The sequence below is a fragment of the Bradyrhizobium sp. USDA 4341 genome (genome assembly GCF_054063755.1).
In genome coordinates, this window is sequence record NZ_JBSSGO010000002.1 from 3,144,982 (window position 1) to 3,160,131 (window position 15,150).

The 15,150-nt window shown below is 60.1% G+C and carries 10 protein-coding genes and 1 pseudogene; 9 read left to right on the top strand and 2 right to left on the bottom strand.

Annotated elements, in window-relative coordinates; translation table 11 throughout:
• Positions 1 to 108 precede the first annotated feature (108 nt).
• Positions 109 to 1,941 (top strand): outer membrane protein assembly factor BamB family protein, encoded by a 1,833-nt coding sequence (locus tag ACVIGB_RS20910; protein ID WP_456749201.1) that lies wholly within the window; start codon positions 109 to 111, stop codon positions 1,939 to 1,941.
• A 426-nt stretch (positions 1,942 to 2,367) separates the two neighbouring features.
• On the opposite strand, the gene ACVIGB_RS20915 is transcribed toward ACVIGB_RS20910, so the two are convergent.
• Positions 2,368 to 3,219 (bottom strand): tyrosine-type recombinase/integrase, encoded by an 852-nt coding sequence (locus ACVIGB_RS20915; protein WP_456721224.1) that lies wholly within the window; start codon positions 3,217 to 3,219, stop codon positions 2,368 to 2,370.
• A gap of 144 nt (positions 3,220 to 3,363) precedes the next feature.
• Between ACVIGB_RS20915 and ACVIGB_RS20920 the strand changes: the two genes are divergently transcribed.
• The 3 genes and pseudogenes from ACVIGB_RS20920 to ACVIGB_RS20930 all read left to right on the top strand — a co-directional run bounded on the left by ACVIGB_RS20920 (position 3,364) and on the right by ACVIGB_RS20930 (position 4,630).
• The gene (locus tag ACVIGB_RS20920) at positions 3,364 to 3,501 is read left to right on the top strand and encodes a hypothetical protein (RefSeq protein WP_456721223.1); all 138 of its coding nucleotides are present in this window, start codon (positions 3,364 to 3,366) and stop codon (positions 3,499 to 3,501) included.
• Positions 3,491 to 3,592, top strand: a pseudogene (locus tag ACVIGB_RS20925) (SOS response-associated peptidase); the annotation flags it as partial. The gene ACVIGB_RS20920 and the pseudogene ACVIGB_RS20925, both read left to right, overlap by 11 nt.
• A gap of 783 nt (positions 3,593 to 4,375) precedes the next feature.
• Complete coding sequence (locus ACVIGB_RS20930) at positions 4,376 to 4,630, top strand: hypothetical protein (protein WP_456721222.1); 255 nt, start codon at positions 4,376 to 4,378, stop codon at positions 4,628 to 4,630.
• A 107-nt stretch (positions 4,631 to 4,737) separates the two neighbouring features.
• Here the strand turns inward: ACVIGB_RS20930 and ACVIGB_RS20935 are convergent, their stop codons facing one another.
• The gene (locus ACVIGB_RS20935; RefSeq protein ID WP_456721221.1) at positions 4,738 to 5,073 is read right to left on the bottom strand and encodes a hypothetical protein; all 336 of its coding nucleotides are present in this window, start codon (positions 5,071 to 5,073) and stop codon (positions 4,738 to 4,740) included.
• A 565-nt stretch (positions 5,074 to 5,638) separates the two neighbouring features.
• Between ACVIGB_RS20935 and ACVIGB_RS20940 the strand changes: the two genes are divergently transcribed.
• The 5 genes from ACVIGB_RS20940 to ACVIGB_RS20960 all read left to right on the top strand — a co-directional run bounded on the left by ACVIGB_RS20940 (position 5,639) and on the right by ACVIGB_RS20960 (position 14,716).
• Positions 5,639 to 7,924 carry a hypothetical protein gene (locus ACVIGB_RS20940; RefSeq protein ID WP_143046749.1) on the top strand — a complete coding sequence of 762 codons (2,286 nt, stop codon included), beginning with the start codon at positions 5,639 to 5,641 and terminating at the stop codon, positions 7,922 to 7,924.
• Between the two features lie 15 nt (positions 7,925 to 7,939).
• Positions 7,940 to 10,894 carry a hypothetical protein gene (locus ACVIGB_RS20945; protein WP_456721220.1) on the top strand — a complete coding sequence of 985 codons (2,955 nt, stop codon included), beginning with the start codon at positions 7,940 to 7,942 and terminating at the stop codon, positions 10,892 to 10,894.
• A gap of 13 nt (positions 10,895 to 10,907) precedes the next feature.
• On the top strand, positions 10,908 to 12,287 hold the full coding sequence (locus ACVIGB_RS20950; RefSeq protein WP_092118266.1) for a caspase family protein: 1,380 nt from the start codon (positions 10,908 to 10,910) through the stop codon (positions 12,285 to 12,287).
• A gap of 917 nt (positions 12,288 to 13,204) precedes the next feature.
• The gene (locus tag ACVIGB_RS20955; RefSeq protein ID WP_456721219.1) at positions 13,205 to 13,582 is read left to right on the top strand and encodes a tyrosine-type recombinase/integrase; all 378 of its coding nucleotides are present in this window, start codon (positions 13,205 to 13,207) and stop codon (positions 13,580 to 13,582) included.
• Between the two features lie 396 nt (positions 13,583 to 13,978).
• Positions 13,979 to 14,716, top strand: a complete 738-nt coding sequence (locus tag ACVIGB_RS20960) for a hypothetical protein (protein WP_456721218.1) — start codon at positions 13,979 to 13,981, stop codon at positions 14,714 to 14,716.
• The last annotated feature ends 434 nt before the right edge of the window (positions 14,717 to 15,150 follow it).

A 15,150-nucleotide genomic window follows, 5' to 3' on the forward strand; every position in this document is an offset into this window, starting at 1 on the left:
CGGCTCCGCCCGGCACACGCCGCCGGCCTCCCCATGCACAATGGAAGCCGGCAGGTTGTGCTACGCTTCAGTCGCTCATCTCATCAAAGCCAACGCCGGTGAACCGCGATGAAACTGAGTGCTGCGATTGCCGTCGTCCTGATCTGGTCGTGCTTTCCTGCGACAGCGCAGCAAGGCGGAGCCGCCCTCTACGCGCAACGCTGCGCGCAGTGTCACGACAGCAGCAACACCGATATTCGCGCGCCGAGCCGCACCGCGCTGCAATCAAGGTCGTTCGATGAGGTCCTGGGTGCGATCACCACGGGCGCGATGTCATCCTTCGCGCAGGGGCTGAGCAATGACGAGCGGGCGGCCATCGCCTCACTCGTCACCGGCAAGGCCGCTTCGCATGCGTCGGCCGACAGTACAGGCCAATGCGCGCAGAGCGAGGCCGGTTTCCCGCAACCGATCGATGGGCCACGGTGGAACGGCTGGGGCGCGGATCTCAACAACAGCCGGTTTCAGCCGGCGGCGATGGCCGGCCTCGCGCCAGACCAGGTCCCGCGGCTACGTTTGAAGTGGGCGTACGGGTTTCCTGGCATGTCCACCGCTAACGCCCAGCCGACTGTCATCGGCGGCTTGTTGTTCGTCGGCGGCGGCGACCGCAAGGTCCACGCCCTCGACGCCAAGACCGGATGCACCCGCTGGGTGTTTCCGACCGACGCACCGGTCAGGGCGGCCATCAGTCTTGCCCCGATGGATAATGGCCAGTCCGCCATCGTCTTTGGCGATGTGCTCGCCAACGTCTACGCCGTGAATGCGACGACCGGCGCGTTGATCTGGAAAAGCAGGGTCGAGGATCATCTGGCCGCGCGGATTACCGGTGCGCCAACCTTCTATTCCGGCGTTGTCTATGTTGGGGTGTCATCGATCGAGGAGGCCACGGGATCCCGGCCCACCTACCAATGCTGCACGTTTCGCGGCAGCGTCGTTGCGCTGAAGGCCGAGACCGGTGCGCAGATCTGGAAGACCTACACCATCCCTGAAGCGCCGCATCCCACCCGGATGAACGCCGTCGGGACCCAGTTGTTCGGGCCGGCCGGCGCATCGGTCTGGTCCGCACCGACGATCGATGTTCAGCGTCAGGCGGTCTATATCGCGACATCGAACAGCTATGCCGACCCGGCAACCGACACCAGCGATGCCATCCTCGCGTTCGATCTCGCGACCGGGCGAATGCTCTGGCATCAGCAGGCCACGCCGAAGGACAGCTTCGTCGTGGCGTGCTTCGGCACCGACCAGAGCAACTGTCCGCAGGACCGCGGCCCCGACCACGACTTCGGACAATCGCCCATCCTGGTGACCTTGCATAACGGACAACGCGTGCTGGTGATTGGACAGAAATCCGGCGTGGTGCACGCACTCGATCCCGACCATGAGGGCAAGATCCTGTGGCAGACGCGGATCGGCCAAGGTGGCCCATTGGGAGGAACCGAATGGGGCTCCGCCGCGGATCAGGCGCGAATTTATGTCGCCAATTCGGACGTGCGGTTTCTGAGGGACGGCTCGAGGCGTCTCAACTCCAGCGAAGGCGGTGGCCTGTTTGGCCTCGATCTTGCGACCGGGAAAATCGCGATGCAGGTGGCGCCGGTTGCCTGTGGCGATCGTCCCCAATGCAGTCCCGCCCTCTCCGCAGCGGTCACCCTCATTCCGGGCGTCGTCTTCTCGGGTGGCGTGAGCGGTTTCTTGCGCGCCTACGCCACCGATGACGCGCGGCTGCTTTGGGAGATCGACACCGCGCGCGACTACACCACGGTGAATGGTGTTCCGGCCCGTGGCGGCGCCATGGACGGCCCCGGCGCGGTCGTCGTCGACGGCATGCTGTATGTCAATTCCGGCTACGCGCAATGGGGCGGCCTGCCCGGCAACGTTCTGCTGGCCTTCGAGGTCGGCAACCCCTGACAAACGCGATGTCAGCATTTGCGACGGCACGTTGAGCACTACTCGCCACGGGCTATTCGTGCTTTGATGTCGGCCAGGATCGGCTGACAGGTCCGACGGGAGGCCTTCTGGTGCTTGGTGACGTGCTACGCAATATCACGTCAGGCGGCCTTTCCCTCGCGCCCAACAATCGTCGCGCGTCAGGTTCCGGGCGGCGTCGAATCGAATCGACCGACATGGCTGCCGCGCCCGAAATCGATGCGCATTTCGTTGCGCACAAAAAACACAGAAACTATAAGTGCTTGAAAGAATGGTCGGAGTGGCAGGATTCGAACCTGCGACCCCTGCGTCCCGAACGTAAGTAGCAATCGAAAATAACAACGAAAACAATGAAGTTCGGTTGCGATTGACCACCTTTATCGCCCCTTGTTCACGGTGTTTCGGTGGTCAATCGGTGGTTGGCCTGATTCCTGACCTGAGTAGCGGCGGCATTCTTCGGTCTGCGCTGCGGGTGTAACGTTCAGCCTCGCTATCTGTTCTCCACCCGAACCACGCCTTGCGTTCTGTTGTGGTGGCGCCGCGATCTGCGAGTCGCGTTGCAGCGGCCTTACGGAGACCATGGGATGTGCATCGCTTCGGTAGACCCGCAGCATCGCAAACTTCCCGAAACCAATTCCCGAAACCTGCCGCGCTGAAAGGCTTACCTTGGGCAGTCACCAAGAAATTGAGCTGATCATTTGCAGGCATTGCGTCAATTGCCTGCTGCTGCTCCGGCATCACCGGCACGTCGAACGGCACGCCGGTCTTTTGACGTTTGAGGGACAGCGTTCCGTTCCGAACATGCTGCTTGCCCATCCTTACGACGTCGCAACGTGACTGCCCGACCTGCAACAGGAGTTCATATGCTAACCGTTCGCGCGTACCGATCGGATGGTGGCTCTCGAACTTGCCGCACTCCTCCTGCTCCCACGGATGATGCCCGTCGGATCTAATCGGGACCAATTTCCCGCCTGCAAGCGGATCCACCGCAAGCATATCGAGCGAGAGGCAATGGTCGATCAAGCCGCGAAGGGCCTTCCGCCAGTTTGAGGCCGCCGGGGATTTCTTGCTCAAAATCGCCTGAAGTGCCTTTCTGGGCATAAATGCGATCCGCTTTTCCCCATGCTCTTCACGGAAACGCTTCAAGATTGCTCGGCGCATCTGTTGTGAGCTTTTGGCGAGACCGTCGCGGAAGGCACTGGACTGGTAGTAGGAGACAATTGCAGCGTTTACGGTCCCGGGGCGCGTGCGGCTTGGCACAGGCGCTCTTCGCGCGCTGCGGCCCTCCCACCGACGGTCGAGCGGCTGCCGCCCGATGGGTTTCGGCTCCGGTAGTGGCCGTTGGAAGCCGACCAAGAAGTTCGCAGCGGCCAGGCGCCGCAATCCGATCCGAAAGAACAATCCATGAGCAACAACTGGAAGTACGATCGCGCGAAAGAGGCCATCGACAAGCGCATCGAGGAGGTCGAGACCGTCGAGATCGTCGACTACAAGCGCGACATGTCCCTGGAGTCGATTCCGACCACCAAGGCCTTGGGATGAGGCAAAGGCGGTGCAGCGGCCATTGCCTGACGACGCTCTCAAGATCGTCGCCCGCGGCGCGACGAAGGAAGACGTCTCGGTATCGTTATGAGGGCAATCGGAAGATGTTCAGCCAAGCGCAGCTTTAAGATCGAGCGATCCTAAGACAGCAAATTGACCGCCCTTGGCTTCGGCGGTGCGACCTTTGCGACGGCAACGGGCGAAAGGTCTGATCGGTACTGATCCGACGAGGGTGTAATGCCCGCATGAGCCCTGATACGGCGCCGTGCTAAACGATGCAACCGATGCAACACCGCCGGAATTGCAGAATTGATCGTCGTATAAGACTTTATTAGGGCATCAGAAATACCGTTAGGTCGTCTGGACCCCTATTGCTCGGCCCTGACTTTGTTGTGACGTGACCCCGCCACGTTCTCAGCGCGGCGGGTCACGGAGCCGCAGAGCTGCCTTGCGGTCACGGCCAACGACGCCCAAAGCGAACGGCGCACCATTTTTCAAGTACCAACGCATTATCGAAACAACTGACGACCATCATGCCGCTCGCTGTTTGTCTTATCTGTCAGGTAGAACGGAAGTTGATCGGGCTTTCGCCTATTGCGGAACGCTATCAGCTTAGGTCGTTCGAGTGTCCGGTCTGCAAGAACGTGCTTGACCTCGTTGAGCACGAAAATAAGCGCGTCCCGGTATACGGCGTTCCGCGAGCGCTGCAGCCAACCTCATGATCCGAACACTTCTCATTGCGGCAATTTTGGCCACGGGCTTGTACGTTGCAGATCAGCATTTCGCAGGAGCCAAATACACCGACGCGATTGACCGGATGACGGCTCAGATGCGCCATTCTTTTAGGATTTAATCAGACACAGGCGCTAAATCGATGGATGACAAAGTCAAAATTCGTTGCCCAGTCTGCACGCGCGTCTTCAGAGAGAAGGCCAATCGAATTCGCGACGGCCTGCAAGTCAACTGTCACAATTGCAATAAGCTGATAACTTTGACGAAGGAGACTGAAGACCCGTTTCTACGTCGGGCACTGAAGACCGCTCGTGAAATCAGAGCGGCGCAGGACGCGGCCGCCTTCGCGAAGACCTACAGCACTGCGGCGACTGCTCCGAAGCGTGAACCGTCCTAGTCTTTGCTCTTCGAACGATGCGGTCGCGCTGGGGTGACTTCGAATAGTTCATAGTCAATGGCGGCGCCCGTTCCTTGGGCGGCGGCCGAAGCCGCCGCCGGTGAGGGTTACGCCGTTGCACCCGCGACGCGGAGCACCGCATCGGCAAGCTCTCGGCTGAGGAGCAGACCCCGCCCCTGTTCGCCGCCGTCATAGTTGCCCCGCTGTGCCTCTTCGAAGAGCGTCACTGCGCGCGCAAGGATCAGAACGCCGGTCATCGTTTGCGGTGGAAGCTTCCGAATTTTTGATAACAGCGAGTGGATTTCGCGCGAACTTCTCCGTGTCCTGCCGATCTGTGCCCTCATCGTCGCCCATCGATTCGACCTGACAATGAATGTTTGCAGCCCAACAGCAGAGTTCAGGTTCGTCTCCAGAAATGTCTGAGATGGATCAGAAGTCGCCATTGATCGAAACCGTCGTGATGATCCAGCGGCCGGCCAACTTGAGTTTCTCGCTCAGCAGATTTTTCTCAAGAGAAAATTCAAATGTAAGTACCATGCTTGGCGAAGTGGATCGAATAGAAGCAGGAGCTGTTTACCAGTTCCTCAGATCGTCGCTAAAACGGTGAATGATATCACAACTGAACGACCACAGCGGGTCTAGCATGCTGGGGCAAGGATCAAGAACAATGCTGTAAAAAGTCGCATCCATTCCGAAAGCCAGTATTGGCTTGAGGGAGATATGCAAGACTAACAACTCAATCAATACTTCTATTGTTTCCGTTGCTTGTTGATGATGGCGCCAAGCTGCGCATCGCAATTGTCGACCCTACGAACTTCTTGAACGTTCTCGTTGTGCGTACTGCAATTTCGACCGGCCTGTCGCGTCTTCGCAGCGCTGAGAGGCCAAGCGTAAACCACATCTCATAAGTACTGCCCTTCTGGGAAGCACCAGGCACATTCCATACGGCGAGGCGGTTTAGACACCTCTCTCGTAGCTGTCGCTCGCCGCAACCAAGCGGAGCATATTATGGTAACGCCAGTTGGACCACTTTTCGCAGTCGGCAATCAGGTCGTGACGAAATCTGGGTGGCGTATCAGCTATTGGGTTGATGCGCACAACCAGCAGCTGCAGGCAGCCGGACAAGCGCCTGTGTATTACTGGCTACCCGAGCAGGTCAATCTCGCGCGAAAGCCCAACGGAGACTACAAGTTCAGCATGATCCACTTCGCCGGCGTGCGATCGAGCGGCACAACTGTGGGCGAAACCAGCTCCGACAACGAGGTGGCAGGCGGGCTTATCAATTTTGCGACGACCGCTGCACCGCCGGACAACGTGTTGGCCGACGCCCATGCGGCGCTGATCGATCAGGTTCGCGGCCACGACAATCCGTTGTGGCGATACACCTCGAATCAAAAACCTTGGTTCACTTTCATTCCCATCGTCAGCAATCAGTGCGTGCTCTCCAATACCTTGCCGGGCGACAGCCGCGGCATTCCGGCCGTGATGTCGAGCAAGAGCCCAATCGCAGGAGCGCCACCGACGATCGGGCTCAGCCGCTCCTATCTACCAGCGGGAGCTATGCCCCGCACGGTGCCGCAGAGCTATCGTGGCACCAACATCGACCCGATGTTCGTGAAGCTGTCAGGGCAAGGCCCCGGCACCATCGATCCAGGCGCAGAGAAGGCTTACAGCGCCCTGCTCGGCAGTATTCCGGCGGCAGTCGCTTATAGCGGCTTTCATAACCTCGGCACCGGCGTGATGAACGTGACGCAGAACATGATGGTCCGGGTGGTCAGTCCGTTGATGACGATCGATATCACCGGTCATTGGTCAAGAATTCAGGATCACTTCTCGGGCGCCGCGCACGCCGGCGGTCTGTTCTGGAGTGCTGACATTCAAGCCCAATACGACAGCCTCCGCGAATCCGGCGACATCGAGGTCCATACATTCGTCGACCAGTCACTGCCTGGAGCGGACAAGCTACAGGAATACATGGACAAGCGAAGCGACCTTATCTTCCAGAAGTTTATGGATCTGGCGAAGCAGGTGATCTTTGACCCGGCGCCGTTCAACGAACAGCCGGCACAAGCCAGCGGCGGCTTTCTCGGCTTCGGCGGCGGCGCCGCGTTCAAATTGCGCGAGCAGCGCACCAACCTCGACTTAGAGTATCACGAGACCAAGGAGATCGCCTACCTGCAGAATTATCAAGTCGGCGGCACGCTCGACGGCGTGGCGGACGAAATCCGGGCCAATCCCGCCAAGGACAAAGTATATTTCCTTACGGTCGATATCGGCGACTGGGACCGCAAGGTCGCGCGCGTCTTCAAGCCGGTGGTGAACTGGCCGGACCCGACGCAGAAATGGGTGGGCGAGCCCGTGGCATTCCTGTCCTGTCAGGTTGGTTACCCCAACGCTGACGGCGCCCTGCAATGGGATGGACACGTCTTCAGTCCGTCCGACGGGCCGGACGCTCATTTCGATACCGCGACATTCATGAAGCAGAAGAGCGACGTTGCCCATCCGCCGGCGGGCTGGGAGCCGGACAAGATGTTCCTGAAGCGGCAGATTCACTTTACCGAGCCGCCGAGCGAATTCGAGAATCCCTACGCACGCGTGCAAGTCGAGAAAGACATCGTCGACTTGGATCCGAGCCCCCTCGGAACGCCAGATAACACGATCGCTGTCGAAGTCCGCGTTGAAGAGGCCGGCACACTCTCGGTCGGGCCGATCCTGCTTGGCGCCAATCTGACCGACGACACCCAATACGTCGAAGTGACGATGCAGGCGCTGGGCAAGCGCGACGACGGCAATGACCGCGACCCGGTCAAGTTCACCTTCAAGTTCGCGGATCAAAACACGCCACGCTATTGGCTGGTTTACACCGGGCAGAAGAATTTCGTGCCAAAGTTCCAATATTCGGTTCGGGTCGTGGTCAAGGGTACGCTGTTCACCCACGGACAGGAATGGTCGACGACCACTCCCATCTCCACCGGCGGCAGCGGCGGCTTGATGGTGACAGTACCGACACCTGACGATCCCAACGTCACAAAGAAGGATGTCCCATTGTCTGCGATCGCCTCAACGACAAATGGACAAGGTGCGCCCGCAACGCCGCCGCCCTCGACCGGTCATGTCGTACCTCCGCCCAGTACGTTGAAACCGACGGCACCGCCGGCCGGCAAGGGAGCGCCCGCTTCCGGCGGCTATGGCGAAGTGGGCGGCTGGGCAGGGGCACCCGGAGATGGCGGCGCATCGAAGGGCACGCCGGCTCCAAAGGACGAGGTTGTGTTTTCGAGCTTCGAACCAGCATAGGCGGGCGGAGCAGCCATGTCTGCCCTTGGATCACGCGTCGCGCCGAGCACGACATCCGGCTGGAGCAGGCTTGATCTGCCTGGTCCAGCATCGGTCCTGGTCCGGCGCACGAGAGATGGTTACGACCATCTCTCGGGCAATCCGCGAGTCGCGCGCGACACCGCCGGCCGCCCGCGAGTCGCGTTGTCGCTGGTGCTGTCGCGGATGCCGACGGTCGGCGACGCTTCCATCGCACCGCTGGTGACATGCGGTTCACTGTCGCTGGTAATTGCGTTCGATACCCCCGAACAGGACATCGCCGCCCTCGCCTCGCGGCTCGACGCACCCTGCCGGAAGCTGTTCGTGCGTGCCGGCCGGTGCTCTCTGCGCGACAGCCGCACACGCTATGCCGGAACCGATCTGTTCGGGACGCGGGTCGAGGGCATCATCGCCACGTCCCTGCCGCCGGAGGCTGCGCTCGACGTGCTCTATGCGTTCGACCGACGGCCGTCGCGGCTTCGACTTGCGACCGAGATCGTCGACGGCCCGCCGATTGACGACTTGTCGCTCGACCTGGTGCTTGGCGGGATTCTCGATGGCCTGGATCGCAGCCTTTATTTGTCCCTGGTGGTCGTGAATGCCGACGGCACCGCGAACCGGGTGCCGGAGTTGCGCAAGAACCTGCCGGGCGGCGAAACGGCATTGCGGGCGGCGCCGGCGGCGGTGCCACTTGTTGCAATGAACAATCGGCTTACCTCCCTGCCGTTCGCGATGACCCCAAGCCACGTCGCGCAGCCCTCGGCAGCCGCACTGATCGCGGGCGGCGCCACGAGCCAAGGCATCGTTCTCAATGCGCACGCGCATACGTTCATCGGCAACGATATGCACGTGCTGCCGCTGCATCTCGATGATACCCAGACGCCCACCCAGAACTACCCGCTGGTGTCCGATGTCGCCGCGTATTGGTGGCCCGATGCGCTCGACCCGAAGGCCGGCTGGTATGCGCCGACCTTCACGTTGGTGAAGCCCGCAGCCAGCGACAATGCCGCGAGCGCGACGTTTTCCTTTGTGCTGGCTAAAACCGGCTCGGTGCTTGGCTCGGACGGCACCGCAAGAACCGGACTGACAGCCACCGTGCGGCTCACCGTCAAGGCTGCGATGACGCCCGAGACGGTCGCCGCCGCCGCGGCCAATCCGGATCGCAAGCTGCAACCGGTTCCGTTGCAGAATCTGTCATGTGCACTGCAGATCCCGTATCGCCGGGCGGGTAGCAGCGAGAGTCAATCCCAGCGATTTCCCGGGACGGTGTCCCAGGCCGGCGACCAGATCACGATCACCGTCGCGTTGCTCGACGATTGGGTGCGGCTGACCTATGCGTCGCTGGCATATCCGGGAACCGGCGAGCCGCCGCGCGTCGTCGTCTCCTACGCTTTCACCTCCTACCAGTACATCTTTGACAGCTTCCAGGCATTGCACGTGATCGGAGGCGGCCTCGTCCACCAGATTGCCAGGGTGGCCACCGTCAACGATCTTCCGGCGCAGGTGCGCGGGCCAACGCTGGTCAGGCAGGACCTGAAGATCGTGAGTCCGTCGGGTTCAGTGCAGTTCGACCGTGAGAGCCCTTCGATTGGTGGACGGGCGCCAGCGACGCCGGCCGTTCCACACCTTGGCGTCACGCCAATACCGCCTGCGGACATTCAGCCGCATCTCATCCCGGCAACAACCAGCCCGCACCGAACGCTGGTGACCCGTTCGGTGGTCCGCGAGGAGACCACCGACGCTTCGCTGCCGTGCAGCAGCTACGGGAATTTCTATCTCCAGCGCAATGACGGCTGGGTTGTCACGGCGATCGGCTGCCAGGATTCCCTGAAGCTTGGCGAAACCGCGCTGAAAGCGTTCGATGAAGTCACCACGTTGCGTGATCCGGCGTTCCGCGTGTTTCGCTCGCTGCAACAGCCAGGACGGTTCATGGTCGCGCCGACAGCGTACCGGGTCGGGCGTTTCGGCGACGGAAGCGGCAGCAAAGCCTTCCGGCCGATGATCATGCTGTATGGCCTGCTCGATGTCGATCCGGCGAACAATCGGTACGCCTTGACCACGACACTGATTCCCGACGTCACTCCCGGGGCGTTGGTGCGGCTCGGCGCGAAACTTGTCGCCTTGACGCCGTCCGGCAGCACTCCAACGATCGTCTATCCAACGGATCCGTTCGTTGCGGCCACGGTCGGCTATTCGTGGGCGTTGCCAGCCGAATTGGGCACGCCGCAAGCACTCACCGTACTCGACGCCATCACCATTACCCTCAGCCTGCCGTTGGCGAATGCCGCGCTTCTTACCGCCGTGCTCGATCGCAGCGGCATTCAGGGCGGCGTTACCTTCACGCTGCCGGACGGCAGCAGCGTCAACGCTGCGTTGATCGTCGACAGCAATGTGGTCGGCCCTCCCGAATCCGGTCCGGTGACGGTGGCGCTGCAAGGAGACACCGCGACACTCACGAATCGCACACAGCAGGCCATGAACGTCACCGACCTGGTGACGTCGACACCAAGCGGAACAAACAGTCTGGTCGCCGTCAACACCACGCTCGCGCCAGGGACAACCGTTACCGCGAAGGTCGATCCGGCGACCACACGGACGTTTGCCGACGCCACCGCGGTCGCCGCGACCTCGATCGAGGAGCTTGACGTGTTCGTCGAAGACGTCACCAGCACCGTGACGTTCATCAATCAGCTCAACTTTTCCAACCATCAATTGACTGCGCTTGCCGTCCAGGCACGCCTCGAGGGAAGCAGCCACATCGAGACTGTCAGTCTGGCCGAAGCCAGCACTGCCGACGCTTCATTCACGCTGCCGATCAACGAGTATCTGGCGCATCAGACGCTGCAGTTTGCGCTGGTCGAGACCCGCGCAAGCGGCACGGTCACGACCGGCTGGCGCAGTTGGGACCTCAACAAGGGCAGCGTTATCGGGATTACCGCTGATCTTCTGTAGGAAGGAGAATGTTATGAGTCAGGGCTTTTCTCTACATATTGGTTTGAACGGCGTCGATGCATCGAAGTACAACGGCTGGGCTGGTACACTGGCTGGCTGCATCAACGATGCCAATGCGATGGAGACGATTTGTCAGTCGCAGGGTTTCACGACGCAAAAGCTTCTTGATGGTGAGGCTACCGCCGACGCCATTCTCGGAGCCATCGGACAGGCTGCCTACAATCTCCAGTCCGGAGATACCTGCGTCATTTCCTATTCAGGTCACGGCGGTCAGGTACCGGACACGACCGGAGACTCGCCCAACGGTCTTGACGACACCTGGGTGGCTTACGACCGCATGGTACTCGGACACGAACTCTACAATCTGTGGGGCCAGTTTGCGGCTAACGTGCGCATCGAGGTCTATTCGGATAGTTGCCACAGCGGCACTGTCATTCGTGAGCTGTTCATCCCGACCGGCGTCCGTTGGCCGCAGTCGAAACGTAAGGCAATTCCAATTTTCCCACAGGGCCGGGGATTACAGAATCTCAAGTCCGTCTACGGGCGCGCTGCCAATACGCGTGCGCGCGGCCCCGCGCCCGACGTTGCAGCGATACGAAAGCGGTCAATTCCTCCGGCCATCGCGCTCGATGTCTTCGAGCGCGACATGCCGATGTACGAAGCTGCGCAATGGACCCGCAAGCGTGGCGAGATCACCGCTTCGGTGATCTTGATCTCCGGCTGTCAAGACAATCAGGAATCGCAAGACGGCCAGAGCAACGGGCTCTTTACCGAGAAGCTTCTGTCAATCTGGGACGGCGGCAATTTCACCGGGTCGCTGCCGCAGTTCCATCAAGCGATCCTGGCGTTGATGCCGCCCGAACAGACGCCGAATTATTTTGCGGTCGGAGTCGACGATGACGTCTTTACCAACTCGAAGCCACTGACGATCGTGGTCGATGAACGAACCCCAGCGACGGGCCAACCGGCGAAGCCGCCGACCGCCCAGCAAGGACCCGTGGTAACCGGCCCCAACACCTATGATCGTTCGAGAAACAACGGTCCCGCGTTCAACGTGAAGCCCGGCACCAACGCGTATTATGCATTCGAGATTACGAGCGATCCGAACTGTTTTGGTTATCCGGCACAACGAACCGCCAGCAATTTCTACGCCTCCTGGAACGATCCGAAAGTCAAGTCGCGCTTCACCGGTGCTACGTATAACCTGCCATCCTATGCTTGGGAGGCATTGCGCAATAACAGCGCACTCTATTTCCGAATTCTCACTGCGAGCACGTTTGATCTGACCCGATGGGACAATTACGCAACCTCCACGGCTGATTCAGATGCGACATCCGCGCCCGTGATCTCCGTGAGTGGCGCAATGGCGTCACCGCCACTTGTACCAGTGTAGCAGCGGGCGCGGCTGTTCGCGGTTGAACGGACGCCGCCGATGTTTCTGGCAGCACAGATCGACTGATAAGGTTTTGTGTGAAACCTTATCAGTGTCAGATCGACCCGTTTCGTCGGGAAAACCAAGTGCCCTTTCCGGTTGTCAAATGTCGGTCACTACCTCCATAACCTTCAACCAATTCGCAGCAGAAATGAACAATCACATCTGATAACACCTCTTCCCGGAAGCTACCGAATTCCAACCAAGCGGGACCTCCCGGATCACCAACAAGCAGCTTTGACCTCCGAAGGCAAAGGTCACACGTTCGAATCGTGTCGGGTGCGCCAGCAATTTCAAGGGATTGTCGAAAACGCCCGTCGTTCGCCTAGCGGGCGGGTAAGCACTGGGTAAGCACCAAACTTGCATCCTTTTGACCAGTTTAATTAGACCGCGCCAATCGACGTAGCAAGTTGGAGTGTTGATCCAGATTTCGCGGTCCACCCTGTTGGCTCAAAGGCGAAGAGGATGGTGCAGTGTCCGGACCCTGCGCCACATGGACCAACAAGGCGCCAAGCGATATCAGAGCAGAATAGGCCGCCAAGCGGCGTCTGGGGCCGCCTTGTTCTCGGGCACCTAGCAATCGCATGCCGCAATCAAGGTCGTCCGGTGCGCGGCCGCAGCCATTCCATCACCACCTCGCGCGGCGTTCGCCGGCTGCGTGGCAGGCTGTGCCGTTGAGCTGGCTGCACAAGTCGGCCGCTGCCCGTGGCCGCTGCTGAAAGCGACGAGTTGTCGTTCGCGCGGAGGTCCGACAAGCACAGTCTGAGGAGTGGCAATGGCTATTCTGGACTTTTGCTCGCCTGGTATAGAACCAAAGGCGATAGCGTACCCGTTCGCGACAAAAGCCCTTTTGAGTTGGTCCCAATGAAATCCTTGACTTGTCTCTTGTAAGCCTCGCGCGCGCGCCGGTTAATCCAATCGACATCGACATTCCCTTGCATCCGGGGTTGGCGACCAGCATCGCTGCTGCAAACGTCGGTTCGAACATGACTTTTCTGCTAACCCAATTCGGCAAGCCCTTCACGGCTAATGGTTTCGGAAACAAGTTCAAGGATTGGTGTCGCCAAACGGACCTTCCGCACTGTTCGGTGCACGGCGTTCGCAAAGCGACGTCAACAGCTCTCGCTGAGTCCGGTGCTGCGCCGCATGAGATCATGGCGGTGACAGGACACCAGACCTTGGAAGAGGTTGAGCGCTATACCAGGACGGTGAGCAAGAAAAAGACGGCCGACGCGGCCATGGCCAAGCTGAAGTGAATAAAGGTGCCGCGAGAACGCTTGGCGCACACATGGTGTCCCACCGCAAACTCAAGTGGGACAAAGTCTGGAAATCAGGAAGGAGTTACAATGATATAATTTGCTCATGGCGCTCCCTAGGGGAGAGCGTCGTCCTAGCATCACCAAATACTTAGCCGATGATTTGGGGAATTCATCCGGCATTGAAACTCAAAGTGTTTCTGAGGCCGACCCCAAACCCCAATTCGAGCCTCTCGAGCATTCCGTCTATTTCGGCCGCCAGCGGCTGGGTCGGTACGAGCGCGTCTCGGCAAAGCGGTATGCTGCCTACGATGCACTGGATCGGCCGCTGGGGCGCTTTGGCAGGCGCCGCGACGCTTGGTCGGCCATCAGCCGAACGGCTTCCAGGGGCGCCCAATGAGCGCCGTCTCGACCGCTGCGGCGGCGCTCTACGAAATCGTCAATTCCGCAACCTCGCCCGATGAGCTAGATACCCTTTTAGATGCAATCTGGCGCCGCCACTGGCCCGTTGGGGCAATCAGCGGCGATGAGGCTCAGTTTCTCGCTGAGGCCATTCAGAAGCGGAAACCACAGCGCGGGTTCGTCGCGCAATCGTCGGTGGGCAAACTTCATGCACGTGTGTCGTCGCGCTTTACGACTCGGCAACGGCCACGTTCACCGAATCGTCAGGCCTCGCGGGATCGGCGGCGCACGCTCGGCAGTTCGTCAGCCATGCCACCTGCAATGAGGGCGAAGTTTACTGAAGGGCAACGCGCTGTGCTCGCCATCGTTGCTGGCGAGATCAAACATCACGGCGTTTGTGACCTGCCTTATGACAAGATCGCGGCCGTCGCGGGAGTGTGTCGCACGACTGTGCAAACGGCCATGCATGAAGCCCGTCGGCTCGGCTTCATTCACATTACTGAGCGACCACGACGGGGACGGAAGAACCTCACGAACCTGATCCGCATCAGATCCACTGAATGGGCGACGTGGATCAAACGCGGACCTGCAGCTCACCGGCCAGCCATCGACGGGTTACCCGTAGCTGGTCGGATAGGGTCCAAAGCGGTGAAAATGGCGAGCCCCACGAAGAGCACAGATTTAAGAAAAGGAAGAGGCTTCGCGGGAAAGTCGCTGGAGGAGTTCGCCTAGAAGGTCCCACCCTATGCTTCATGGAGAGGCGAATGCCTTCTGACCCCTGTTACAAGTCCTAGCATTGGCGAAATCTAGGGTGCGTCGACTCGCTATCGACGACCATCGATGCGTGGAGCCTTGCGGCCAGGTTGCCATGCCAGTCGATCACATCCGGCGGAGGCGCGAGAGTGGTGCCGACACGACCGCAACCCCGGGCGACCGTGGAAGGTATCGTCAAGTTGCAACAGTCTGAGGTCTTCCATCGGACCGGCACCCTACCCTGCGTCTTTTGCAGCACAATTCTTGGAGTAGTTCTTTTCGGACCGTGAGTTCGCATTGATGGAACGAGATCGCTTCACCGACGTGCGGTCTGGGATGGGGGGTGGTCAAAAGTCTGGGCTTGACTGTCGCCGACCGGTCTTGCTGGTTCACACGCAAAAAGTTCGGAAATT

Bases quoted from the DNA above. Each gene is read 5' to 3' on its own strand.
- ACVIGB_RS20910 (WP_456749201.1), top strand. From the start codon at position 109: ATGAAACTGAGTGCTGCGATTGCCGTCGTCCTGATCTGGTCGTGCTTT.
- ACVIGB_RS20920 (WP_456721223.1), top strand. From the start codon at position 3,364: ATGAGCAACAACTGGAAGTACGATCGCGCGAAAGAGGCCATCGACAAG.
- ACVIGB_RS20930 (WP_456721222.1), top strand. From the start codon at position 4,376: ATGGATGACAAAGTCAAAATTCGTTGCCCAGTCTGCACGCGCGTCTTC.
- ACVIGB_RS20935 (WP_456721221.1), bottom strand. From the start codon at position 5,073: ATGGCGACTTCTGATCCATCTCAGACATTTCTGGAGACGAACCTGAAC.
- ACVIGB_RS20940 (WP_143046749.1), top strand. From the start codon at position 5,639: ATGGTAACGCCAGTTGGACCACTTTTCGCAGTCGGCAATCAGGTCGTG.
- ACVIGB_RS20945 (WP_456721220.1), top strand. From the start codon at position 7,940: ATGTCTGCCCTTGGATCACGCGTCGCGCCGAGCACGACATCCGGCTGG.
- ACVIGB_RS20950 (WP_092118266.1), top strand. From the start codon at position 10,908: ATGAGTCAGGGCTTTTCTCTACATATTGGTTTGAACGGCGTCGATGCA.
- ACVIGB_RS20960 (WP_456721218.1), top strand. From the start codon at position 13,979: ATGAGCGCCGTCTCGACCGCTGCGGCGGCGCTCTACGAAATCGTCAAT.